This is a genomic window from Bradyrhizobium sp. 159, from assembly GCF_023073795.1.
Classification (GTDB): Bacteria; Pseudomonadota; Alphaproteobacteria; order Rhizobiales; family Xanthobacteraceae; genus Bradyrhizobium.
The window spans coordinates 117,197-139,383 of the sequence record NZ_JADPKE010000088.1; the positions used below are offsets into that span (position 1 = coordinate 117,197).

The 22,187-nt window shown below is 64.7% G+C and carries 23 protein-coding genes; 14 read left to right on the forward strand and 9 right to left on the reverse strand.

What is annotated here, in order from left to right; translation table 11 throughout:
- The first annotated feature begins 1 nt into the window (after position 1).
- The 12 genes from IVA96_RS25755 (at position 2) to IVA96_RS25810 (ending at position 10,904) form a co-directional block, all read left to right on the forward strand.
- On the forward strand, positions 2-760 hold the full coding sequence (locus IVA96_RS25755) for an amino acid ABC transporter ATP-binding protein (RefSeq protein ID WP_247281637.1): 759 nt from the start codon (positions 2-4) through the stop codon (positions 758-760).
- A gap of 19 nt (positions 761-779) precedes the next feature.
- Positions 780-1,571, forward strand: a complete 792-nt coding sequence (locus tag IVA96_RS25760) for a transporter substrate-binding domain-containing protein (protein WP_247281638.1) — start codon at positions 780-782, stop codon at positions 1,569-1,571.
- A gap of 68 nt (positions 1,572-1,639) precedes the next feature.
- Positions 1,640-2,086 (forward strand): ribose 5-phosphate isomerase B, encoded by a 447-nt coding sequence (rpiB, locus tag IVA96_RS25765; RefSeq protein WP_212433903.1) that lies wholly within the window; start codon positions 1,640-1,642, stop codon positions 2,084-2,086.
- A gap of 260 nt (positions 2,087-2,346) precedes the next feature.
- Positions 2,347-3,066, forward strand: a complete 720-nt coding sequence (locus tag IVA96_RS25770; RefSeq protein WP_247420045.1) for a sulfite exporter TauE/SafE family protein — start codon at positions 2,347-2,349, stop codon at positions 3,064-3,066.
- A 41-nt stretch (positions 3,067-3,107) separates the two neighbouring features.
- Entirely contained in the window at positions 3,108-3,308 is a 201-nt protein-coding gene (locus tag IVA96_RS25775) for a hypothetical protein (RefSeq protein WP_247281640.1), read from the forward strand.
- A 27-nt stretch (positions 3,309-3,335) separates the two neighbouring features.
- Entirely contained in the window at positions 3,336-3,521 is a 186-nt protein-coding gene (locus tag IVA96_RS25780; RefSeq protein ID WP_247420047.1) for a hypothetical protein, read from the forward strand.
- 74 nt (positions 3,522-3,595) lie between these two features.
- Entirely contained in the window at positions 3,596-5,041 is a 1,446-nt protein-coding gene (gene radA, locus IVA96_RS25785; RefSeq protein ID WP_247281642.1) for a DNA repair protein RadA, read from the forward strand.
- 168 nt (positions 5,042-5,209) lie between these two features.
- Positions 5,210-5,839 (forward strand): CvpA family protein, encoded by a 630-nt coding sequence (locus tag IVA96_RS25790; RefSeq protein ID WP_018317599.1) that lies wholly within the window; start codon positions 5,210-5,212, stop codon positions 5,837-5,839.
- 27 nt (positions 5,840-5,866) lie between these two features.
- Positions 5,867-7,390: an amidophosphoribosyltransferase gene (gene purF / locus IVA96_RS25795; protein ID WP_247281643.1), complete on the forward strand. Its 1,524-nt coding sequence runs from the start codon at positions 5,867-5,869 to the stop codon at positions 7,388-7,390.
- Between the two features lie 150 nt (positions 7,391-7,540).
- Positions 7,541-8,281 (forward strand): SDR family NAD(P)-dependent oxidoreductase, encoded by a 741-nt coding sequence (locus tag IVA96_RS25800; protein ID WP_247420050.1) that lies wholly within the window; start codon positions 7,541-7,543, stop codon positions 8,279-8,281.
- A 79-nt stretch (positions 8,282-8,360) separates the two neighbouring features.
- On the forward strand, positions 8,361-9,509 hold the full coding sequence (locus IVA96_RS25805) for a hypothetical protein (protein WP_247420051.1): 1,149 nt from the start codon (positions 8,361-8,363) through the stop codon (positions 9,507-9,509).
- 168 nt (positions 9,510-9,677) lie between these two features.
- Complete coding sequence (locus IVA96_RS25810; RefSeq protein WP_247420053.1) at positions 9,678-10,904, forward strand: ABC transporter substrate-binding protein; 1,227 nt, start codon at positions 9,678-9,680, stop codon at positions 10,902-10,904.
- Between the two features lie 137 nt (positions 10,905-11,041).
- Here the strand turns inward: IVA96_RS25810 and IVA96_RS25815 are convergent, their stop codons facing one another.
- From IVA96_RS25815 to IVA96_RS25840, 6 genes are all read right to left on the reverse strand, one after another.
- The gene (locus IVA96_RS25815) at positions 11,042-12,298 is read right to left on the reverse strand and encodes a TCR/Tet family MFS transporter (RefSeq protein ID WP_247420056.1); all 1,257 of its coding nucleotides are present in this window, start codon (positions 12,296-12,298) and stop codon (positions 11,042-11,044) included.
- A complete protein-coding gene (gene der, locus IVA96_RS25820; RefSeq protein WP_247420057.1) occupies positions 12,295-13,677 on the reverse strand; it encodes a ribosome biogenesis GTPase Der in 1,383 nt (460 codons plus the stop codon). Before der ends, IVA96_RS25815 begins: the two co-directional genes overlap by 4 nt.
- Before the next feature lie 104 nt (positions 13,678-13,781).
- The gene (locus tag IVA96_RS25825) at positions 13,782-14,324 is read right to left on the reverse strand and encodes a hypothetical protein (protein WP_247420060.1); all 543 of its coding nucleotides are present in this window, start codon (positions 14,322-14,324) and stop codon (positions 13,782-13,784) included.
- A gap of 31 nt (positions 14,325-14,355) precedes the next feature.
- Complete coding sequence (locus IVA96_RS25830; RefSeq protein WP_247420063.1) at positions 14,356-15,009, reverse strand: tetratricopeptide repeat protein; 654 nt, start codon at positions 15,007-15,009, stop codon at positions 14,356-14,358.
- A 166-nt stretch (positions 15,010-15,175) separates the two neighbouring features.
- Positions 15,176-16,768, reverse strand: coding sequence for a class I adenylate-forming enzyme family protein (locus IVA96_RS25835; protein WP_247420067.1), 1,593 nt, complete (start codon positions 16,766-16,768; stop codon positions 15,176-15,178).
- A gap of 73 nt (positions 16,769-16,841) precedes the next feature.
- Positions 16,842-17,426, reverse strand: coding sequence for an NnrU family protein (locus IVA96_RS25840; RefSeq protein ID WP_247420070.1), 585 nt, complete (start codon positions 17,424-17,426; stop codon positions 16,842-16,844).
- Between the two features lie 296 nt (positions 17,427-17,722).
- On the opposite strand from IVA96_RS25840, the gene IVA96_RS25845 reads away from it, so the two are divergent.
- Positions 17,723-18,103, forward strand: a complete 381-nt coding sequence (locus IVA96_RS25845) for a GIY-YIG nuclease family protein (RefSeq protein ID WP_247420072.1) — start codon at positions 17,723-17,725, stop codon at positions 18,101-18,103.
- Between the two features lie 95 nt (positions 18,104-18,198).
- Here IVA96_RS25845 and IVA96_RS25850 read toward each other — a convergent pair whose 3' ends face one another.
- Both IVA96_RS25850 and IVA96_RS25855 read right to left on the reverse strand, forming a co-directional pair.
- Positions 18,199-18,777: a hypothetical protein gene (locus IVA96_RS25850; RefSeq protein ID WP_247420076.1), complete on the reverse strand. Its 579-nt coding sequence runs from the start codon at positions 18,775-18,777 to the stop codon at positions 18,199-18,201.
- A 222-nt stretch (positions 18,778-18,999) separates the two neighbouring features.
- Entirely contained in the window at positions 19,000-20,622 is a 1,623-nt protein-coding gene (locus IVA96_RS25855; RefSeq protein WP_247281653.1) for a peptide chain release factor 3, read from the reverse strand.
- 157 nt (positions 20,623-20,779) lie between these two features.
- Here IVA96_RS25855 and sugE point away from each other — a divergent pair, with 157 nt between their 5' ends.
- The gene (gene sugE / locus IVA96_RS25860; protein ID WP_247304340.1) at positions 20,780-21,094 is read left to right on the forward strand and encodes a quaternary ammonium compound efflux SMR transporter SugE; all 315 of its coding nucleotides are present in this window, start codon (positions 20,780-20,782) and stop codon (positions 21,092-21,094) included.
- On the opposite strand, the gene IVA96_RS25865 is transcribed toward sugE, so the two are convergent.
- Positions 21,087-22,094, reverse strand: coding sequence for an inorganic phosphate transporter (locus tag IVA96_RS25865; RefSeq protein WP_247281655.1), 1,008 nt, complete (start codon positions 22,092-22,094; stop codon positions 21,087-21,089). The genes sugE and IVA96_RS25865 overlap by 8 nt on opposite strands.
- Positions 22,095-22,187 lie beyond the last annotated feature (93 nt).

Below are 22,187 nucleotides of genomic sequence, written 5' to 3' on the forward strand. Positions count from 1 at the left end.
CATGCAACAAAACGCCCTCTCCTCCGAGCCCATCGTGTCACTTCGCGACGTGCAGAAAAGCTTTGGCCCGCTGCGGGTGCTCGACGGCGTCTCCTTTGCCGTCGAACGCGGCGAGGTGCTGGCGCTGATCGGACGCTCCGGCTCCGGCAAGAGCACGGCGCTGCGCTGCATCGACCGCTTCGAGAAGGTCGACGGCGGCGAGATCGTCGTCTGCGGACACCGGGTCGACCGACCGGACGTCGATCTGCGTGCGCTGCGCCAGGACGTCGGCATCGTGTTCCAGAGCTACAATCTGTTTCCGCACCTCACGATCGAGCAGAACATCACGCTCGCGCCGTGTGCCGTGAAGGGCCTGACCGCTTCGCAAGCCAAGGACCTCGCGCGAAAAGTGCTCGCACAGGTCGGGCTCGAGGAGAAACTGCATGCCTATCCCGAACAGCTCTCGGGCGGCCAGCAGCAGCGCGCCGCGATCGCCCGCTCGCTTGCCATGCAGCCGAAGGTGATGCTGTTCGACGAGGTCACTTCCGCGCTCGATCCGGAGCTCACCGGCGAAGTGCTGAAGGTGATCGAGCAACTCGCGGCTGATGGCATGACCATGGTGATGGTCACCCACGAGATGGGCTTTGCCAAAGGCATCGCCGACCGAATCGTCTTCATGCATCGCGGCAAGGTCCACGAGACTGGGCCCGCCTCGATCCTGACGTCGCCGGTAACGCCCGAGCTCATGCAATTCGTGGGCACGGGAAACCTGAAATCATAATAGGAGAGGAGAACCAAGGATGACAAACAAGACATTGCTGGGGGCGGCCGCGCTGTGCTGCCTCGTCATGATATCAGCCACGCCGGCATCTGCCGATCTGCTCGACGACATCACGAAGGCGAAGAAAATCCGCATCTCGACGGACCTTGCCATTCCGCCCTCGGGCATGATGGATTCCACGATGAAGCCGACCGGCTCCGACGTCGAAGTCGCCCAGCTGCTCGCCAAGGATTGGGGGCTCGAGCTGGAATTCATCCAGACCACCGGCGCGACCCGGATCCCCAACGTCCTGACCGGCAAGGCGGACATCATCATCTCGACCCTGTCGGTGACGCCGGACCGCGCCAAAGTGATCGACTTCACCAAGCGCTATGCGACGCTGCAATCCGATGTCGGCTGCCTGAAATCGTCGGCCGTCAAGGACTGGCCCGACCTGAAGGACAAGCCGATCGGCGTCTCGCGCGGCACCACGCAGGACACGACGCTGTCCAACATGAAGGACAAGGACCTCAAGATCGCCCGCTACGACGATGATGCCACGATGGTGACGGCGGCCGTCTCCGGCCAGGTCGACTGCGTCGCCTCGTCCGCGACGATCATCAACCAGATTGGGGTGAAGAACCCCTCGCGGGTGTTCGAGTCCAGGATTCCGCTGGCGACCTTCGACCTCGCCATCGGCCTGAAGAAGGGCGAGCAGCGCCTGATGGACAAGCTCAACGCCTGGATCACCGAGAACGTCAAGAACGGCAAGCTCAACGCGATCTACAAGAAATTCCACGGCGTCGAACTGCCGCCCGACATGCGCAGCTGAATCAAACGGACAATCGTGACAGCCGCATACGGCTGTCACGATCAATGCAAGCTCAAGAAGGATATTACATGCGTCTCGTCATCGGATCCGACCACGCCGGCTGGCCGCTCAAGCAGACCGTCATCGATCACATCCGCAAGCTCGGCCACGACGTTATCGACGTCGGCTCCTATGACGACAAGCCGGTGGACTTCCCCGACATCGCGCGCGCGGTGGCGCAGAAGGTGACGTCGGGCGAAGCCGCACGCGGCATCATGGTGTGCGGCACCGGCGTCGGCGCCTCGATCGCGGCCAACAAAATGAAGGGCATCCGCGCCGCGGTCTGCCATGACGTCCATTCCGCCCATCAGAGCGTCGAGCACGACGACGTCAACGTCATGTGCATCGGCGCGCAGATCGTCGGCGCCTGGCTCGCTGTGGATCTCGTGTCCTCCTACCTCTCGGCCGAATTCTCGACCGACGAGGATTTCCGCCGCCGCGTGGAGAAGCTGCGCGTCATGGACGAGCAAGGCTGACCGCCTCTCCATGACCCTGGTGTTCGGCTCGCCGGCCGATACGATGGGGCCGGCGATACCTTTGTCGGCGCATTCGCAGCCATGCTCAGGGAAAGCGTGTCGCTGCAGCGCGCTCGTGGTAAGCTGCAAAGCCGCGGCATTGAAATGTCTCAAAGCCGGCCAGACCGGCATGCCGATGCGTCGCGCGATCGGTTCCCTCGCCTCACGGATCGCCCATATCGCTGGGCGCGGCTAAACTCTCCCGATTCGGGGAGCCCATTTTGGCCTTTCTCTTCGTGCTCAGCGTCGGCCTCATCGCCGGCACCATCTCCGGCATCGTCGGCACCGGCTCGTCGATCATGCTGATGCCGGTGCTGGTCTATGCCTATGGGCCGAAGGAAGCCGTGCCGATCATGGCGGTGGCCTCCGTAATGGCGAACTTTTCGCGGATTTTGGCGTGGTGGCGCGAGGTCGACTGGCGGGCTTGCGCGGCCTATTCGGTGACGGGCATTCCGGCCGCAGCGCTCGGCGCACGGACGCTGCTGGCGCTGCCCGCGCACGCGGTCGATCTCACCATCGGCATCTTCCTGATCGCGATGGTTCCGGTGCGACACTGGTTGGCGCGGCACGACCTGAAGGCCAATCTCTGGCATCTCGCGATCGGCGGCGCCGTCATCGGCTATCTCACCGGCATCGTGGTCTCGACTGGCCCGCTCAGCGTGCCCTTGTTTCTGTTTTACGGGCTCAGCAAGGGCGCCTTCCTCGCGACTGAAGCTGCCTCCTCGCTTGGCCTCTACTTCGCGAAATCCGTGACCTTCGAGCGCTTCGGCGCCCTGACCGGCGAGGTCTTCGTCAAGGGCCTGATCGCGGGCGCCTCGCTGATGTCGGGCGCCTTCGTCGCAAAGCGTTTCGTGCTGCACCTGAAGCCGGAGATGTTTCGCCTGCTGATGGACGGCATCATGCTGGCGGCGGGCTTGACGATGCTGTTCAACGCGTTCTGACTGCGCTCCCTTCGAGACATATCGCCGAGAAGGACCAATGCATGCACACAGTGCCCCTGATTGTCGCTGCCGCCGGCATCGTCCTTTCCGCACCACAGCCGACTTTCGCCGCGCAGCCGTTCGACGGTTTATGGGCTCTAACCAAGCAGGATTGCCGCGACAAGAACGCCCCGGACAGCAAGACGATGATCGATCTCGACAACGCCATCAAGGGCAAGCCGGCCCCGCTGATCGATCGGTAAGAAAACCACTGCCGCGTCGACCGCACAGTGCCGGCCGGCGACGGCCTTGTGCTGTCCGCCACCTGCTTCGAATTCTCGGACGACTTCACCAAGGGCGTGAACGGCAGCAAGGTCACGATCAAGTTGGCCCCGGGCGCAAACGGCGCGATCAAGATCGACGGGAGGCCATACGTGCTGTGCAAGCGCAAGGACGAGTTGCCAAAAGTGCGATAGCGGGAGACGGTTCGCACCTTCGGGTCTGATCGTGCTAAGCACGCCGCACCCAAAGTAGCGACTCATTTCGTTCCATGGCCAAGAGCACCCTCTCCTTCGTCTGCCAGAACTGCGGCGCGGCCTATAATCGCTGGCAGGGCAAGTGCGAGTCCTGCGGCGAGTGGAACACGCTGGCCGAGGAGGACACCAGCGGCAGCGTGCCGGTGTCGATCCGTTCCAAACGCAAGGGACGGACGTTTGCGCTGGAGAGCCTTGCCGGAAGAAGCCCGGATGCGCCGCGTTTGTCGTCAGGGATGACCGAGCTCGACCGCGTCACCGGCGGCGGGTTCGTCCGCGGCTCGGTGCTGCTGGTCGGCGGCGATCCCGGCATCGGCAAATCCACCCTGCTGACGCAGGCGACCAGCCTGCTGGCGCGCGCCGGCCACCGCGTCGTCTACATCTCCGGTGAAGAGGCGGTCGCGCAGGTGCGCCTGCGCGCAGAGCGGCTTGGGCTGTCGGATGCGCCCGTGCAGCTCGCCGCCGAGACTTCGGTGGAGGACATCGTGTCGACGCTGTCGGAGGGCGCGGTCCCTCGGCTGATCGTGATCGACTCGATCCAGACGATGTGGACCGATACGGTGGAATCCGCGCCCGGCACCGTGACCCAGGTCCGTGCCTCGGCGCAGGCGCTGATCCGCTTTGCCAAGAAGACCGGTGCTGCCATCATCCTGGTCGGCCATGTCACCAAGGACGGCCAGATCGCCGGCCCCCGCGTGGTCGAGCACATGGTCGATGCCGTGATGTCGTTCGAGGGCGAAGGCTCGCAGCAATTCCGCATCCTCCGTGCCGTGAAGAACCGGTTCGGGCCGACCGACGAGATCGGCGTGTTCGAGATGACGGGCCTCGGCCTGCGCGAGGTCACCAACCCCTCCGAGCTGTTCCTGTCCGAGCGCGATCTCGGCACGCCCGGCACCGCCGTGTTCGCAGGAATCGAGGGCACAAGGCCCGTCCTGGTCGAATTGCAGGCACTCGTGGCCCCGACCTCGCTCGGCACCCCGCGCCGGGCCGTGGTCGGCTGGGACCCGAGCCGGCTCTCGATGGTGCTGGCGGTGCTCGAAGCCCATTGCGGGGTCAAGCTGTCCGGCCACGACGTCTATCTCAACGTCGCCGGCGGCCTGCGCATCAACGAGCCGGCGGCGGATCTGGCCGCTGCGGCGGCACTGGTGTCGTCGCTGGTTAATGCGCAGTTACCGACCGATGCCGTCTATTTCGGTGAGATCTCGCTGTCCGGCGTGGTTCGCCCCGTCGCGCAGACCCCAGCCCGGCTGAAGGAAGCGGCAAAACTCGGCTTCCAGCGCGCCGTGCTGCCCGAATCGGCCCGGGGTGAGACCAGCGCCGATGCCGGGTTGTCGCTGAACGCGGTCAACAGCCTGACGACATTGGTGGCCGAAATCGCCGCCCGCGGCTCGCGCCGGGGCGAATCGAACGGGCCGGCAGAGAAAAATGCCACACCGGCAAGATTCCGCCGTGGAGATGGTTAGCCAGAGGTGACGTCGGAGGCCCCCGCCGCTATACAGCCGTCACAAAAGCAGCATGGGATTGCGTGGTTGCGGCCTTGCCGGGAACGCCGTCTGCCCGTCTTTTAGGGCAGCGGCCAAACACCGATTCGCTAGAGCACCTTTGAGAGTACGAGCGGACCAGACCAGCCGATGCCAGTAACACTCCTCGACCTGATCCTGCTCGGTGTGATGCTGATTTCGGGCCTGCTCGCCATGGTCCGCGGCTTCATGCGCGAAATCCTGTCGATCGCAGCCTGGGGCGCTGCCGCGATCGTCACGCTGTACTCCTTCTCGAAGCTGCTGCCGACCGCCAAGACCTATTTCAACAACGACACTGTGGCGAGCGTGGTCGTGGTCGCCGGCGTATTCGTGGGCACCCTGGTCGTGGTCTCCGTGATCACGGTCCGAATCTCGGACATGATCCTGGATTCGCGCATCGGCGCGCTGGACCGCACGCTCGGCTTCCTGTTTGGCCTGGCTCGCGGGCTTTTGATCGTCGTGGTCGCCTTCCTGTTCTTCACCTGGCTGGTTCCAGACAAGCAGCGTCCGGACTGGGTTACAGGGGCGAAATCCCGCGTGGTGCTCCAGGGAACCGGGGATTGGCTGATGGCCCTCTTGCCCGACGACCCCGAGAACACCATCTTGAAGAGATTCAAGAAAAACAAACCAGATGATGATCAAGCTGAATCCGAGCAGCAGCCTTCGGGCAGTGGCGACGGATACAGTAAACCGGCTCGTGACAGCCTGAAAAAGCTGATCGAGAAACCTGCGGCGCGTTGATTGGCCCTAAAGAAAGGCGCGGACGAGATGCGACACCCTGACCAGGACGCCCAGCTTGATCTCGATCCAAGGGCCGGTTTGGGCCCGGCCGCTCTGGAGGTCCAGGACGATCTGGAGGGGGATACGCTGCGAGAGGAATGCGGCGTGTTCGGCATCTACGGCCACCCCGATGCCGCCGCCATCACCGCGCTCGGTCTTCACGCTCTTCAGCACCGCGGCCAGGAAGCCGCCGGCATCGTCTCCTACGACGGCAGCCGCTTTCACTCGGAACGCCGCCTCGGCCTCGTCGGCGACACCTTCTCCCGCCGCGAGGTGATCGACCGCCTGCCCGGCAATGTCGCGGTCGGCCATGTCCGTTACTCCACCACCGGCGCCACCATCCTGCGCAACGTGCAGCCGCTGTTCGCCGAGCTCAACGCCGGCGGTCTTGCCGTCGCGCATAACGGCAACCTCACCAACGGCCTGACACTGCGCCGCGAGCTCGTGAAGAACGGCGCGATGATGCAGTCGACCACCGACACCGAGGTGATCCTGCATTTGGTTGCGCGCTCCAAGCGCAGCCGTTTCATCGAGCGCTATGTCGACGCGCTGCGCGAGATCGAAGGTGCCTATGCGCTGGTCTCGCTGACCAACAAGAAGCTGGTCGGCGCGCGCGATCCGCGCGGCATTCGTCCGCTCGTGCTCGGCGAGCTCGACGGCTGTCCGATCCTGACCTCGGAGACCTGCGCCCTCGACATCATCGGCGCGCGCTTCGTGCGCGACATCGAGCCCGGCGAAGTCATCGTGTTCGACGAGAACGGCCAGGACATCCACAAGCCGTTCCCGCCGATGGCGCCCCGCCCCTGCATCTTCGAATATATCTACTTCTCCCGTCCGGATTCCATCGTCCACGGCCGTTCGGTCTACGAGGTGCGCAAGAACTTCGGCGCGCAGCTCGCGCGCGAGAGCCACGTGCCGGTCGACGTCGTGGTGCCGGTGCCGGATTCCGGCGTGCCCGCGGCGGTCGGCTACAGCCAGTTCTCCGGCGTGCCGTTCGAGCTCGGCATCATCCGCAACCATTATGTCGGCCGTACCTTCATCCAGCCGACGCAGGCGATCCGCGAATCCGGCGTGCGCATGAAGCACTCGGCCAACCGCGCTGCGATCGAAGGCAAGCGCATCATCCTGATCGACGACTCCCTGGTGCGCGGCACCACCTCGAAGAAGATCGTGCGCATGATGCGCGATGCGGGTGCGACCGAAGTGCACTTCCGCCTCGCTTCGCCGCCGATCCTCTATCCCGATTATTACGGCATCGACCTGCCCGACCGCGGCGGCCTGCTCGCGGCGACGCATTCGCTGGAGGAGATGCGCGAGATCATCGGCGCCGACTCGCTCGCCTTCCTGTCGATCGATGGCATGTACCGCGCCATGGGCGAACCGGGCCGCGATCCCGCCAATCCGAAATTCTCGGACCACTGCTTCACCGGTGCGTATCCGACCCATCTCACCGACCAGACCCAGACCGAGCCGCAGCCGCGGCAGCTCTCGCTGCTGGCCGAGGCGAGCTGACCACTGTCATTCCGGGGCGCGCGCAGCGCGAACCCGGAATCTCGAGATCGTGTCGTAAGCTCTGGATTCCGGGGTCGGTCCTGCGGACCGCCCCGGAATGACGAGACCATGGGGGCTTGTCCCGGCCGTCCACGCCTGTAAAACCCCGCCATGACAAAACCCCTCGCCAACCGCATCGCTCTCGTCACCGGCGCCTCGCGCGGCATCGGCTATGCCACGGCCAAGGCCCTCGCTAAAGCCGGCGCGCATATCGTGGCGGTGGCGCGCACGCAGGGCGGGCTGGAGGAGCTCGACGACGAGATCCGGAAAGACGGCGGCAGCGCCACTTTGGTGCCGCTCAACCTCACCGATTCCGACGGCATCGCGCGGCTGGGCGCCGGCCTGCACGAGCGCTACGGCAAGCTCGACATCCTGGTGGGCAATGCCGGCGTGCTTGGCCCGTCCTCGCCGGTCGGCCATATCGAGCTGAAGGCCTTCAACGACGTGATGGCGGTGAACGTCTCCGCGAACTTCCAGCTGATCCGCTGCATGGAGCCGCTGCTGAAGCAGTCCGATGCCGGCCGCGCCGTGTTCATCACCTCGGGTGCCGCCAACAAGGCTACCGCCTATGTCAGCCCCTACGCGGCGTCCAAGGCCGCACTGGAAACGCTGGCCCGCGCCTGGGCGCAGGAGACCGCGAACACGAAACTGCGCGTCAACCTGTTCAACCCCGGCCCGGTCCGCACCCGCATGCGCGCCACCCTGATGCCGGGTGAGGATCCGGCGACGCTCGACACGCCCGAGCAGGTGGCCGAATTCATCGTGCCGATGTGCACGCCCGACTGGACCGAGACCGGCAAGTTCTACGATTACAAGACGCGCAGCCTGATGAGCTTCCGCGCGCCGGCCTGATTGACTCGGATGCCTCCCCGCGATTGACTGCCGCCGCTCAAACGGCAGCAAGCCGCAAAGCCAAAAAAGGGAGGTTGCCATGGCGCCATGGCATGATCGCGCAGGCTCTGCGCGTGCGCTCGCAAATGTCTCTCGAGCTTTCTTCGTTCTGATCGCAGCCAGCGCCTTCGCGCTTCCCGTTGCCGCAACCGCCGGCGAGGTCCCGACCTTCGCGGTCGATGCCTCCTGGCCAAAGCAGTTGCCGAACAACTGGATCCTCGGCCAGGTCGGCGGCATCACCGTCGATTGGCAGGGCCACATCTGGGTAATCCATCGCCCGCGCTCGCTGACCGACGACGAGAAAGGCGCGAGCCTTAATCCGCCGCGCTCGAAATGCTGCGTGTCGGCACCGCCCGTGCTCGAATTCGACAGCGATGGCAATCTGCTGCGGTCCTGGGGCGGTCCGGGCCAGGATTATGAATGGGTCGGCCGCGAGCACGGGATCGAGGTCGACGAGCGCGGCTTCGTCTGGGTCGGCGGCAATGCCGACAACGACAACGCGATCCTGAAGTTCACGCTCGATGGCAAGTTCGTCGCCCAGATCGGCAAATTCGCGCCGAGCCTCGGCAGCAACGACACGACGCAGCTCGGCAAACCCGCTGAGACTGCGATCGACAAAGAGGCAAACGAGATCTACGTCGCCGACGGCTACGGCAACCGCCGCGTCATCGTGTTCGACGCGACGACGCTCGCCTACAAGCGGCACTGGGGCGCCTATGGCAACAAGCCTGATGACGCCAAGCAGGCACCCTACGATCCCAAGGCGCCGGCGGCTCAGCAATTCGGCAACCCGGTCCATTGCGTGAAGCTCGCCAATGACGGACTGGTTTACGTCTGCGATCGCATCAACAACCGTATCCAGGTGTTCCGGAAGGACGGCAGCTTCGTGAAGGAGTTCTTCTACGAGAAGAACACGCTCGGCAACGGCGCCGTCTGGGACGTCGCGATCTGGCCTGATCCGAAGCAGACCTATTTGCTCACTGCCGATGGCGAGAACAACGAGATCAGGGTGATCAAGCGCGAGGACGGCAGCGTGGTCGGCAGCTTCGGGCACAACGGCCGCAACGCCGGCCAATTCCACTGGGTGCACGCCATGGCGATCGACGGCAAGGGTAACGTGTATACCGCCGAGGTTGACACCGGAAAGCGCATCCAGAAGTTCAGGCTGACATCGGACGCGCTCAAATAGCGACTTGACGCATTTTGCCCAAAAGTTAACCGATGGATGACGCTACGACGCAGCGTCATCCGGCTTTAGGCGCATTGCCGCCGGCCATGGGACAGGCTAGAGCCAACAGCCGGAAACAAGGCTCCGCAAGAGAGCCGTCCGCATATTTGACAATGGAGGGAACCTTTCATGACCACGACATTCGCGCGCCGGTCGGCGGCGCTTCTGGCCTGTGCCGCTTTCGGTTTTGCCACATCCGCCTACGCCCAGGACAAGACCGTCAAGATCGGCGTGCTCAACGACATGTCGAGCCTCTATGCCGACATCGGCGGCCCGAACTCCGTGGTCGCAATCAAGATGGCTGTCGAGGATTCCGGCCTGCTCAAGAAGGGCTGGAAAATCGACGTCGTCAGCGGCGACCATCAGAACAAGCCTGACGTCGGGGTCAACATCGCCCGACAATGGATCGATACCGAGAAGGTCGACGCCATCGCCGACACGCCGAATTCCGGTGTGGCGCTCGCGGTCAGCAATGTCGTCAAGGAGAAGAACACGGTGCTGCTCAATTCGGGCGCGGCCACTGCTGACCTGACGGGCAAGGCTTGCACGCCGAACACGATCTCGTTCACTTACGACACCTACATGCTCGCCAACGGCACCGGCAAGGCGCTCACGAAAGCGGGCGGTGATACCTGGTTCTTCCTGACCGCCGATTATGCATTTGGTCATGCGCTCGAGCGCGACACCAGCGCGGTCGTCACCGCCAATGGGGGCAAGGTGCTCGGTGGGGTCAAGCATCCGCTGAACACGGCCGACTTTTCGTCCTTCCTGTTGCAGGCGCAATCCTCCAAGGCCAAGGTGATTGGGCTCGCCAATGCCGGCGGCGACACCACCAACGCGATCAAGCAGGCCGCCGAGTTCGGGATCGTTCAGGGCGGCCAGAAGCTCGCCGCGCTGCTGCTCTTCATCAACGACGTGCACTCGCTCGGTCTGAAGACGGCGCAGGGACTGACCTTCACCGAATCCTTCTATTGGGACCTGAACGATCAGACCCGCGCCTGGTCGAAGCGCTTCTCGGCGCAGGCCAACAAGAACGCGATGCCTTCGATGACCCAGGCCGGCAATTACGCCATGGTGCTGCACTATCTCAAGGCGATGGAAGCGCTTGGCGGCAATCCGCATGACGGCGCCAAGGTCGTCGCCAAGATGAAGGAGCTGCCGACCGACGACCCGCTGTTTGGCAAGGGCCCGCTGCGCGAGGACGGGCGCCGCCTGATCCCCGCCTACCTGTTCGAGGTGAAGAAGCCCGAGGAATCGAAGGGGCCGTGGGACTATTACAAGCAGATCGCCACGATCGCGGCGGAAGACGCGGCCAAGCCGCTCAAGGACAGCGATTGCCCGCTGGTGAAGAAGTAGGCGAGGCAACGCTGCCGTAGGGTGGGCAAAGGCGCGTAAGCGCCGTGCCCACCTTCTCTCCGCGAATTGACGAAGCAGCGGTGGGCACGCTTCCGCCTTGGCTCTTCGAGCTACGGCGGACAAGCCGCTTTGCCACCCTACGAGACTGTCTTCGTCGCACCCAGCGACCGCACCGCGATCGCCACGCAGACCACCATCAGCACCGCCGCAAGCAGGAACGGCGCGCCGGGCAGATGCAGCGGCGCGCTGGCCCCGATGAAATAGGAAAATGTCAACGTGAACAGGAACGGGCCGACGAGCTGCGACACGCTCTGCACGCTCGCGGTCGCGCCCTGCAACTGGCCCTGCTGATCGGGTGCAACCAGCCGCGTCATCAGCGATTGCGAGGCGGCGCCGGAGATCCCCCATAGCGCCAAAACGGGAATGCCGAGCCAGGATAGCGGTCCGGTCGGCGCAGCGCCCAAGACCACAAAGCCGATCGCGCCACAACACAGGCCCAGCAGCAGCGCGTTCCGCTCGCCGAGCGCGCGCACAATCGGGCCGATGGCGAGTCCCTGCACCACCATGGCACAGATGCCGACCATGGCGAGCGTCAGCCCCACGGTCTTGGAATCCCAGCCGTAGCGATATGTCGCATAGAGCACGAAGGTCGAGGGCAACACGACATGCGCGACCTGCGCAATGAAATTGACGACCGACAAGGCGGCAAGCACCGCGTTGGACCGCAGCAGGTGCAGCGCGCCGACCGGATTGGCACTCCTCCAGCGGAACGGCGCACGCCTGTCGGGCGAAAGCGATTCCGGCAGGACGAAAAGCCCGTAGAGCGCATTGGCGAAGCTCAAGGCCGCCGAGGCCCAGAACGGCAGGCGTGGATCGATGTCGCCAAGCAGGCCGCCGAGCGCCGGGCCCAGGATGAAGCCGGCACCGAAGGCCGCGCCGATCCTGCCGAAGACCGCCGCGCGCCGCTCCGGCGGCGTGATGTCCGAGATATAGGCGAAGGCGGTCGAGATGCTCGCCGAGGTGATGCCAGAGATCACGCGGCCGATGAACAGCCAGACCAGCGACGGCGCCAGCGCCATCAGCACGTAGTCGGCCGCAAGCCCGAAATTCGACAGCAGCACCACGGGCCGCCGCCCGAAGCGATCCGACAGCGCGCCGAGCAGTGGCGAGAACACGAACTGCATCAGCGCCCAGGCGGTGCCGAACAGGCCGAAGATGCGGGCCGCGTGCGCGGTGTCGTTGTCGACGAAGCTCTCGATCAACTTCGGCAGGATCGGCATGATCACGCCGAGTGCCAGCATGTCGAGCAGGATGGTGACGAAGATGAAGGCGACGGCACCACGCCGGACCGGCGCGGCGCTCTGCGCCATCGCCTCGCCCCTCTCCCCGCTCACGACGGCCGCTTGCGCTTATGCGCGAAGGGATTGGCCTTCTCGCGCAGGGTGATGCGCACCGGAGTACCCGGCAGCTCGAAAGTCTCGCGCATGGAATTGGTGAGGTAGCGCAAGTAGGACTGCGGCACCGCATCGGCACGCGAGCAGAACAGCACGAAGCTCGGCGGGCGCGCTTTCGTCTGGGTGATGTAGTTCAGCTTCAGCCTGCGGCCGGACACCGCGGGCGGCGGATTGGCCTGGATCGCCTGCTCGAACCAGCGATTGAGCGCGGCCGTCGGCACCCGACGGTTCCAGATCGCGTAGGCGTCCTGGATCGCGTGCATCAGGCGGTCGATGCCCTCGCCCATCAGGCCTGATATGGCGACGATTGGCACCCCCTTGAGCTGTGGCAGCCAATGGTCGGCATCACGGCGCAGGCCCGAGATCGCGCCGCCGCCCTTGGTCTCCATCAGGTCCCATTTGTTGACGGCGAGCACGACCGCCCTTCCCTCACGCTCGACCAGATCGGCGATGCGAAGATCCTGCTCCTCGAAGCGGTTCTGCGTGTCCATCATCAGCACGACGACTTCGGCAAAGCGCACCGCGCGCAGCGCGTCGGCCACCGAGAGCTTTTCCAGCTTCTGCTCGATGCGCGAGCGACGGCGCAGGCCTGCGGTGTCGAACACGCGGAAATCGCGGCCCTTCCAGTTGATCTCCACTGCAATAGAATCGCGTGTGGTGCCGGCTTCCGGGCTGGTCAGCAGGCGCTCCTCGCCGAGCAGATGGTTGATCAGCGTCGACTTGCCGGCATTGGGCCGGCCGACGATAGCGACCCGGATCGGGCGCGTCGCTGCCTCTTCTTCGGAAAGCTGTTCGTCGTCCTCGTCTTCGTCGTCGTCAACGGGCGCGGGCATCAGCTTAGCCAAGGCATCGTAAAGCTCGCCCATGCCCTCGCCATGCTCGGCCGAGATCTGGATGGGATCGCCGAGGCCGAGAGCAAAGGCCTCCATTGCCCCTGCATCACCATGCTTGCCTTCGCTCTTGTTGGCGACCAGCAGCACCGGCTTATTGGCCTTGCGGGCGAAATCCGCGAAAGCGCGATCGGTGGGCGTCAGGCCGATGCGGGCATCGATCACGAAGAACAGCGCGTCGGCCTGCGCGATCGCGGTCTCGGTCTGCTCCTGCATGCGCGCCGTCAGCGAGCCCTTGGCGCCCTCGTCGAGACCGGCGGTATCGATGATGGTGAATTCGAGATCGCCGAGTCTCGCCTCGCCCTCGCGGCGGTCGCGGGTGACGCCCGGGAGGTCATCGACGAGCGCCAGCTTCTGTCCGACCAGGCGGTTGAACAGCGTCGATTTGCCGACATTGGGCCGGCCGATGATGGCGATCGTGAAGGGCATCAGTCATTCGTGCGCTGCCGGAGCCGCGTCTGTCAATGCAGTGAAAGTAATTGTTTGAGCATGATCTTTTCGGAAAACCGCTTCACACTTTTCCGGATCATGCTCTAGCGCGAGAAGCTGCCACTCGGCAGCGGCGCCGGGAAAGCGCCCTGCGATTGCTGCTGCGTGGTCTGGGTCGGTTGCGCCTGCTGGACCGGCTGATCCGGCGGCGGCGCGGTGGTGCGCTTGCGGACGATCTTATGCTTGGGCGACGGAGCGGCGGTAGGCGGCGCAGCCTCCGGCTGGGCCTCGCCATCGACCTCGGCGCCAGCGGGCGCGGTGGCCGTAGCGGCTGGCTGCCTGGACTTCGTCGCCTTTGCCCCCTTCGCAGGCTTGGCCGGCTCGGGCGGCGGCTCCGCGGGCAGAGCCGCGACGGCAGGCGCGTTCGGATCGGGCTGCTGCTGCGCACCCTTGTACATCTCCTTCGGCACGCCCTGCTCGAGGCCCGGCACCCCCTCCGGGAAGACCGGCTTGCGGTCGCCTGGCAGCTTCTTCTTGGTGTCGAGGAAGTCGAGCATGTCGCTTGGATCGAAGCTGGAGCAGCCGCCCAGGACGCCCGTGAAGGCGATCAGGACGGCGGCTGCGATCAAGCGTGGCGTGCGGCGCATCTTGTGTCTCGTTTGCGTCAGAGGGCCGTCGTCAGCTCTTGGCGACGGGCGGCAGCAGAGCCTGGAGCGCCTCGGCGCGCGAGCGCAGGCCGGGCGGTGTTTCGCCGTCCTCGGCAATCGCGTCGAGCCATTTGCGGGCCGCGGTCATGTCGTTGTTGCGCCAGGCCGACAACGCCAGCATCTCGCGGGCACTGTGGCGGAAGGTCGATTTGGGCGCGGCGGAGGCGTCCAGCCGTTGCTGCATGTCGGCGTAGCTGGCGCTGTCGAGGAGCAAGCCGGCCGCGCGGATCTTGGCCAGATCCTGCCACTCGCCGCCGACGCCGCGGTCGGCGGCAATGTCGTCATACATCTTCGCGGCGGCCTTGGGATCGCGGGCAGCGGCCTCTGCCGCAGCGCGCAGCCGCGCCAGGGTGCGATAGCCGGACGGGGCCTTGGCGGCGAGCTCGGTGAAGGCCTTCTCGGCGTCGCCGTGCTTGTCCTGCTCGGACAGCTCGACGGCCTCCTCGAAGGCGGCGCCGGCCTCGGCGGCCTTCTTGGCCTCCAGATATTGGTAGCCACGCCAGCTAGCGACGGCGGCCACGATCAGCACCATCAGAGCGATGAAGTAGATCGAATACTTGTCCCACAGCTTCTTGAGCTGTTCGCGACGGACTTCCTCGTCGACTTCGTCAAATAATTCAGACACTTATGCTAATCCCATGCCCGTCCGGGTGCGCGCGCCAAAGCATTCGCGTCAGGAATCCCGTCCCCGTGTGGCGGCGAGGTACCCTAACGATATGGCGGTGGCAAGGCAAAGCCAGCTCGATCAAGGCGTTAACCACTCCGGGACAGCCCGGAGCCGCCTGTCTGGCTCAGCTTCCGAGCAGCTCCCGCAACTGCCGCTTCAGCACCTTGCCATTGGCATTCCGCGGCAATGGCTCGGCGGTGATCGCCACGGTCTCGGGGACCTTGTAGTCGGACAGCCGCTCCGCGCACCAGGCCCGCAGGGCCTCGCTGGCAACCGGGCTGCGCGTCACCACTACCGCATGGACGCGTTCGCCCAGCACCGGGCAGGCCCTGGCGATGATCGCGCTCTCGACCACCGCGGGATGGCCGGCGAGCACGGATTCGACCTCGGCCGAATAGATCTTCAGGCCGCCGCGATTGATCATGTCCTTCTGCCGGTCGAACACGCGGACAAACCCTTCCGCGTCGACGGAGCCGAGATCGCCGGAGTGCCAGAAGCCGCCTGTGAAGCTTTCGGCCGTGGCCTTCGGGTTGTTCCAATAGCCCTTGATGACGGAGGCACTCTGGATCCAGAGCTCGCCGATCTCCCCAGGCGGCAGTTCGCGCCCACCGGTGTCCATCGCGACGATGCGCGCGCCCGGGCACGGCAGGCCGACGCTGTCGATATGGCTCTGCGTCAGCTTGCCCGGCATGATGGTCGAGGGCGAGGTCGTCTCGGTCGCGCCGTAACAATTCATCAGCTTCAGGCCGGGGATCTTCGCCTTGAGCTTCTCAATGGTCGCGACCGGCATCGGCGCGCCGCCAAAGCCGCCGATGCGCCAGCTCGACAGATCGTAGTTGTCGAAATCTGGTTGCAGCAGGCAAAGATTATACATCGCCGGCACCATCACCGTGTAGGTGACGCGCTCGCGCGCAGCGAGCTTGAGATAGTCGGCCGCCTTGAACTCCGGCATGATGATCAGCGCGCCTGCGCAGCGGATCATGGTCGTGACGTTGGCAACAACGCCGGTGACGTGGCCGAGCGGCACCGCGGCGATCGAGCGATCCGCCGCCGTCAATTGCAGGCAGGACACGAACACCATCGAGGAATGGATGATGTTGCAATGGGCCAGCATCGCGCCCTTCGGCTTGCCCGTCGTGCCCGAGGTGTAGAGGATCATCGCGGTGTCCTCCTCATTCACCTCGACCGGGGCAGGCGCCGACGCATTGTCAGCGAGAGCGGAGAAGCGCGACCGGGCCGGATCGTCGTCAATGGCGATGCGGTGGATCACATCGGGCACATCCTGCGCATCGGGCAGCCGCTCGGCGAGCGCCGCCTCGTGGATCAGGACCTTCGCGCCGCAATCCGTGAGCACATAGGCGATCTCCGGCTTCTGCTGGCGCGTGCTGAGCAGCACCGTGACCAGTCCCTCATGCGCGGCGGCGAACAGCAGGAGCGGAAATTCGATGCGGTTGCCGAGCAGGATGGCGACGCGGTCGCCGCGTTGCAGGCCGAGCTGGCGAAAGCCGGCCGCGATCCGCGCGGACTGCTCGACGGCTTGTCGCCAGCTCAGGCGGACGTCGCCGCAAATCAGCGCCTCGCCATCACCGTTGCGCGCGCAGGCTTCCGCGATCATGGCCCACAGGCTCGACGGCCGATCGCAAAATGCCGGCACCACCCGATCGCCAAAGCGCGCCTCGAACCGCATCGGCGGAATCTGAGATCGCGACCAATCCATCGAAGTGCCCTCGGCTTATTGCTCTTGCCAACTATCGCCCATGGACGTCCAGGCTTCGTCTTGTGCTGACCGGCTAGACGCCGATGACGGGAATACCGATTACGACCGGATGGAACGCGAAGGCCAGCGCGAGATAAGCGACAATTCCGACCGCGACCGCGATCAAATCGTTGGTGACACCGCCCACCGGGATCGGCGGACCGCCGGCATCGGTGCGGTGCTTGAGCGTGATACGATCATACACCGCCCAGCCCAGGAACGAGCCGAACAGAATGATGGAGCCGAGATCGCCATTGGCGAGCAGATGCGCGGCCGCCCACAGCTTGATGCCGGTCAGCATCGGATGCTTCAGTGTCGCATAGATGCGGCCGCGCAGGTACGAGGCCGCCACCAAGATGACGGCCGGCAGCATCAAGGCGAGCGTGATGTGCTTCAGCACCTTCGGCGGGTACCAGACGTCGATCCAGCCGGAGCTGCGATAATGGGCAAAGCCCCAGATGATCAGCGCGAGCCCCGCGAGCGAAACGAGCGAATAGACAATCTTGTAGGTCCCCTCGCCCAGCCTCGCGATCGCCTCTGCGCGCGCCTTTCGTTTCGTCGTGAAAATATGGGCCGCGAAAAACAGCACCAGCCCCAGGATCATGACCAGCAGACCCACGACATCCTCCCCCTCAAGCAGCCCCGCATCTGAAGTATCATCGATTGGCCGCCGCTCGCAACTCTCACCGCTCATGGTGAGGAGGCGCGAAAGCGCTGTCTCGAACCATGAAAGGCCCGTGCTGTTGCAGTTGAGCCTCGATCGTTCGAGACGCCGCCTGCGGCGGGCTCTCAGGATGAGGTCGGACTACGCGGCCGCCAATCCATACGGAGCCCTTGCACCAAACTGCAGATGCCCGTTAGCCTCATCCTGAGGAGCGCGCCCTTGCGCGCGTCTCGAAGGACGAGGCGTTCACGATGACCGAAGGAGCGTACCTCTACATTCTCAGATGCGCCGATGGCAGTTACTACATCGGCACAACGCGCACCGCGCTCGACATCAGGGTCGCGCAGCACAACGCCGGCACGTTCGAAGGCTATACAAAGGCGCGTCGACCCGTGACCTCGGTCTTCTCACAATGGTTCGATCGCATCACCGACGCGATCGAATGCGAACGCAAGCTCAAGAAATGGAGCCGCGCCAAGAAAGAAGCCTTCATGCGCGGCGATTTCGGCGGGCTCCATGAGTTGGCGAAGCGCGGAACACATCATCCTTCGAGACGCCCGCCTGCGGCGGGCCCTGAGGATGAGGAGCGGAGTTCGCGGCAGCGCTCTAGCCCCGACTCCGATGCCGATTAGCCTCATTCCCGGGATGAGGGCGCAGGTGTGGTAGCAGTTTCAACGGGCCCGATGCCAACTAGCCTCATCCTGCAGGATGAGGAGATAGAGCTGCGCTATTTGGCAAGCTCGCGATTGTCGACATAGCGGATCGCGATCGGCCTGCCCGCCAGCGCGCCGCCAAGGCCGCTGGTGAATTTCAGCGGCAGGCATGCATTCAGCGATGCGTTGATGGCATTGAGATAGGTCGTGCGAGTGTCGGCCGGCACGCCCGCGGTCGCGTATGTCAGGCGCGGCGGGCCGATCAGACCACCCGACTTGTTGAAGCTGAAGCGCACCGACATCTGCATGCCGGCGCGCGAATTGTCCGACGGCGGCGACCAGCAGCTGCGCAGCGCGGCGAAGAGGTCGCCGATCGTGTCGAGATCGTGATCCGGCCTCTGATATTTGGCACGATCGGCCTCGGACGGCACGCTCTCGATCGTAAGCTGGAGGTTCTGCCCGTAAGGATAGTCGATCTCGGGAATGCAGGGACCCTCTTCGAGTACGCTGCAATAGGACGGCGTGCAGGGCCCGCCATCGAGCACGCTGCAGGGCTCGTGCGAGAACGGGATGGGATTGATCTGCCGGGGCCGCGCGGCGGCGACACTCACGGCCAAGAAGGTCAGCAGCAGAACTAGGATTGCGCGCAGCATTGAGAAGCACCGCGATGAGCGACCACCATCATCTTGGGAGATCTTGCAGCGGCTTCAAGCCCATCTCGTGTTCACATGCGCGCGTTCAAACGCGGTTTCGTCGCCGGGCCGAACCCGCTCACTATTCCAGGGGATGGTTGTTGAGCCGAGAGGCGCGCTGGATGCTCCACCTTCGCGGGCATGACAGCTGAGGGGTGGCTGCACAGCGGAGGGGTAGCCGCCCTACGCCTTCTTCTTGACGTCCTTGACGTTGGTGAACTCGATGCCCTCGGCGCGCTCGCGGGTGTAGCCGAGATAGAACTCGTTCCGCGCCAGATATACGGGATCGCCGTCGACATCGTCGGCGATGCTCGAGGTGTTGGCGGCAATGAAGGTGTCGAGCTTCTTGCGGTCCTCTGAGGAGACCCAGCGTGCCAGCTGGAACTCGCTGACCTCGAACTCGACCGGAAGTGAATATTCCGCCTCCAGCCGCGCTTTGAGCACATCGAGCTGGAGCGCGCCGACGACGCCAACCAGCGCGGGCGCGCCGTCGCGCGGGCGGAACACCTGCACCACGCCCTCCTCCGACATCTGCTGTAGCGCTTCCTTCAGCTTCTTCGCCTTCATCGCGTCGGTGAGACGGACGCGGCGGACGATTTCCGGCGCAAAGCTCGGCACGCCGACGAAGTTGAAATCCTCGCCCTCGGTCAGCGTATCGCCGATTCGCAGCGTGCCGTGGTTGGGAATGCCGACGACGTCGCCGGCAAAGGCCTCATCCGCAACCGAACGATCCTGCGCGAAGAAGAATTGCGGGCTCGACAGCGGCATGCTCTTGCCGGTGCGCACCAGCTTGGCCTTCATGCCGCGGCTGAGCTTGCCCGAGCAGAGCCGCGCAAACGCGATGCGGTCACGATGGTTCGGATCCATGTTGGCCTGGATCTTGAATACAAAGGCGCTCATGCGCGGATCGGTGGCCTCGACCTTGCGCTGGTCGCTGTCCTGCGCGCGCGGCTCGGGCGCGAACTTGCCGAGGCCCTCCAGGAGGTCGCCGACGCCGAAATTGCGCAGCGCGCTGCCGAAATAAACCGGCGTCAGATGGCCCTCGCGGAACGCTTCGAGCTCGAACGGTTTTGACGCTTCGGTGACGAGATCGAGCTCGTCCTTCACCGCGGACACGTCCAGATTGGCATTGAGCTTGGCGAGCTCTTCGATCTCGATCTGCTGCGCCGCGCCGGTCTTTGCGCCGCCGCCTTCGAGCAGGCGCACGCCGCCATTGACGACGTCATAAGTGCCGAGGAAGTCACGGCCGCGGCCGACCGGCCAGGTCATCGGCGTGGTGTCGAGCGCCAGCGTCTTCTCGATCTCGTCCAGCAGCTCGAAGACGTCGCGGCTCTCGCGGTCCATCTTGTTGATGAAGGTGATGATCGGGATATCCCGGAGACGACATACCTCGAACAGCTTTCGGGTGCGCGCCTCGATGCCCTTGGCGGCGTCGATCACCATCACGGCGGAATCGACCGCCGTGAGCGTCCGGTAGGTGTCTTCCGAAAAGTCCTCGTGGCCCGGAGTATCCAGCAGGTTGAAGACGAGGCCTTCGAACTCGAAGGTCATCACCGAGGTCACGACCGAGATGCCGCGCTCGCGCTCGATCTTCATCCAGTCGGAACGCGTGTTGCGGCGCTCGCCCTTGGCCTTGACCTGGCCGGCGAGGTTGATGGCGCCACCGAACAGCAGCAGCTTCTCGGTCAGCGTGGTCTTGCCGGCGTCGGGGTGGGAGATGATCGCAAAGGTCCGCCGCCGCGCCACTTCAGCGGCAAGCGGGGAACGGGCCGGCGATTCGGCTGCGGTGGCGACGATGTCGGACATGGCGGGAGCGTTTGGCAGGGAAACTGGGCCTGATCAAGCCTCATTTGGTGATTGCGTGGCCTTCCGGCCAGCCCCATATCGGCATTTGGGAAGGACGGCCTTCCCGTTCTCAGCACCTCAGTCGCGGGGACGACCCTGCCTAGAATGGAGGGTCGTCATGGCCTGGAGTATCCTGTTGATCGCCGGGCTTCTCGAGATCACCTGGGCGATCGGCCTGAAATACACCGAGGGCTTTACCAGGCCTGTTCCGTCCGTCGTCACGCTCGCGGCCATGGCCGGCAGCGTCATCTTGCTCGGACTCGCTCTCAAATCACTGCCCGTCGGAACCGCCTACGCTGTCTGGACCGGAATCGGCGCGGTCGGCACCGCGACGCTCGGCATCATCCTGTTCGGCGAGCCGGCCACGGCGTTCCGCCTCGCCAGCATCGGGCTCATCGTCGCCGGAATTGCCGGCCTAAAGTTCGTTACTTGACGAAGATCTTGACCACCCACCAGGTCAGCGCGGCGACGATGGCCGAGGCCGGGATCGTGATCACCCAGGCATAGACGATCGAGCTCGCAACGTTCCAGCGCACCGCCGAGACGCGGCGGGCGGCGCCGACGCCGACGATGGCGCCGGTGATGGTGTGGGTGGTCGAGACGGGAACGCCGAGGAAGGTCGCCATGAACAGGGTCGCAGCGCCCCCGGTCTCGGCGCAAAAGCCCTGCATGGGCGTCAATTTGGTGATGCGCAGGCCCATTGTGCGGACGATGCGCCAGCCGCCCATCAGCGTGCCCAGCGCCATCGCGGCCTGGCAGGACAGCACGACCCAGAACGGCACCGAGAATTCGCTGCCGAGATGACCCTGCGAATAGAGCAGCACCGCGATGATGCCCATCGTCTTCTGGGCGTCGTTGCCGCCATGGCCGAGCGAATAGAGCGAGGCGGAGGCGAATTGCAGGATGCGGAAGGCGCGATCGACGGCGAAGGGCGTCGAGCGCACCGAGGCCCAGGACACGATCGCCACCAGCATCATTGCGAGCAGGAAGCCGACCAGGGGCGACAGCACGATTGCCAGCACCGTCTTCGACAATCCGCTCCACACTGCCGCCGAAATGCCCGCCTTGGCCATGCCGCCGCCGACGAGCCCGCCGATCAGCGCATGCGAGGACGATGACGGGATGCCGAGCGCCCAGGTCACGAGGTTCCAGACGATGGCCCCGACCAAGGCCGCAAAGATCACTTGGGCGTCGACGATGGAGGGATCGATGATGCCGGTACCGATGGTCTGGGCGACGTGCAACCCGAACACCATGAAGGCGACGAAATTGAAGAACGCGGCCCAGAATACCGCAAATTGTGGCCGCAGCACGCGGGTCGAGACGATGGTCGCGATCGAATTGGCGGCGTCATGGAGCCCGTTCAAGAAATCGAACAGCAGCGCGACGGCGATCAAGCCGACCAGGACGGGAAGAGCCAACGCAGCATCCACAGCGGCCCTGCCTCAATTTTTTCGCATGATCTCCGCGCAAACGCGTTCAGCGCTTGTCGCGAAGGAAAACCGCGGCACATTTTTCCGGATCAT

What these genes read in the sequence shown, in the direction of transcription:
- radA (WP_247281642.1), top strand. Translation starts at nt 3,596, where the DNA reads ATGGCCAAGAGCACCCTCTCCTTCGTCTGCCAGAACTGCGGCGCGGCC.
- IVA96_RS25800 (WP_247420050.1), top strand. Translation starts at nt 7,541, where the DNA reads ATGACAAAACCCCTCGCCAACCGCATCGCTCTCGTCACCGGCGCCTCG.
- IVA96_RS25810 (WP_247420053.1), top strand. Translation starts at nt 9,678, where the DNA reads ATGACCACGACATTCGCGCGCCGGTCGGCGGCGCTTCTGGCCTGTGCC.
- IVA96_RS25775 (WP_247281640.1), top strand. Translation starts at nt 3,108, where the DNA reads ATGCACACAGTGCCCCTGATTGTCGCTGCCGCCGGCATCGTCCTTTCC.
- IVA96_RS25760 (WP_247281638.1), top strand. Translation starts at nt 780, where the DNA reads ATGACAAACAAGACATTGCTGGGGGCGGCCGCGCTGTGCTGCCTCGTC.
- IVA96_RS25855 (WP_247281653.1), bottom strand. Translation starts at nt 20,622, where the DNA reads ATGTCCGACATCGTCGCCACCGCAGCCGAATCGCCGGCCCGTTCCCCG.
- IVA96_RS25825 (WP_247420060.1), bottom strand. Translation starts at nt 14,324, where the DNA reads ATGCGCCGCACGCCACGCTTGATCGCAGCCGCCGTCCTGATCGCCTTC.
- IVA96_RS25850 (WP_247420076.1), bottom strand. Translation starts at nt 18,777, where the DNA reads ATGCTGCGCGCAATCCTAGTTCTGCTGCTGACCTTCTTGGCCGTGAGT.
- IVA96_RS25790 (WP_018317599.1), top strand. Translation starts at nt 5,210, where the DNA reads ATGCCAGTAACACTCCTCGACCTGATCCTGCTCGGTGTGATGCTGATT.
- purF (WP_247281643.1), top strand. Translation starts at nt 5,867, where the DNA reads ATGCGACACCCTGACCAGGACGCCCAGCTTGATCTCGATCCAAGGGCC.
- IVA96_RS25805 (WP_247420051.1), top strand. Translation starts at nt 8,361, where the DNA reads ATGGCGCCATGGCATGATCGCGCAGGCTCTGCGCGTGCGCTCGCAAAT.
- IVA96_RS25755 (WP_247281637.1), top strand. Translation starts at nt 2, where the DNA reads ATGCAACAAAACGCCCTCTCCTCCGAGCCCATCGTGTCACTTCGCGAC.
- der (WP_247420057.1), bottom strand. Translation starts at nt 13,677, where the DNA reads ATGCCCTTCACGATCGCCATCATCGGCCGGCCCAATGTCGGCAAATCG.
- rpiB (WP_212433903.1), top strand. Translation starts at nt 1,640, where the DNA reads ATGCGTCTCGTCATCGGATCCGACCACGCCGGCTGGCCGCTCAAGCAG.
- IVA96_RS25835 (WP_247420067.1), bottom strand. Translation starts at nt 16,768, where the DNA reads ATGGATTGGTCGCGATCTCAGATTCCGCCGATGCGGTTCGAGGCGCGC.
- sugE (WP_247304340.1), top strand. Translation starts at nt 20,780, where the DNA reads ATGGCCTGGAGTATCCTGTTGATCGCCGGGCTTCTCGAGATCACCTGG.
- IVA96_RS25845 (WP_247420072.1), top strand. Translation starts at nt 17,723, where the DNA reads ATGACCGAAGGAGCGTACCTCTACATTCTCAGATGCGCCGATGGCAGT.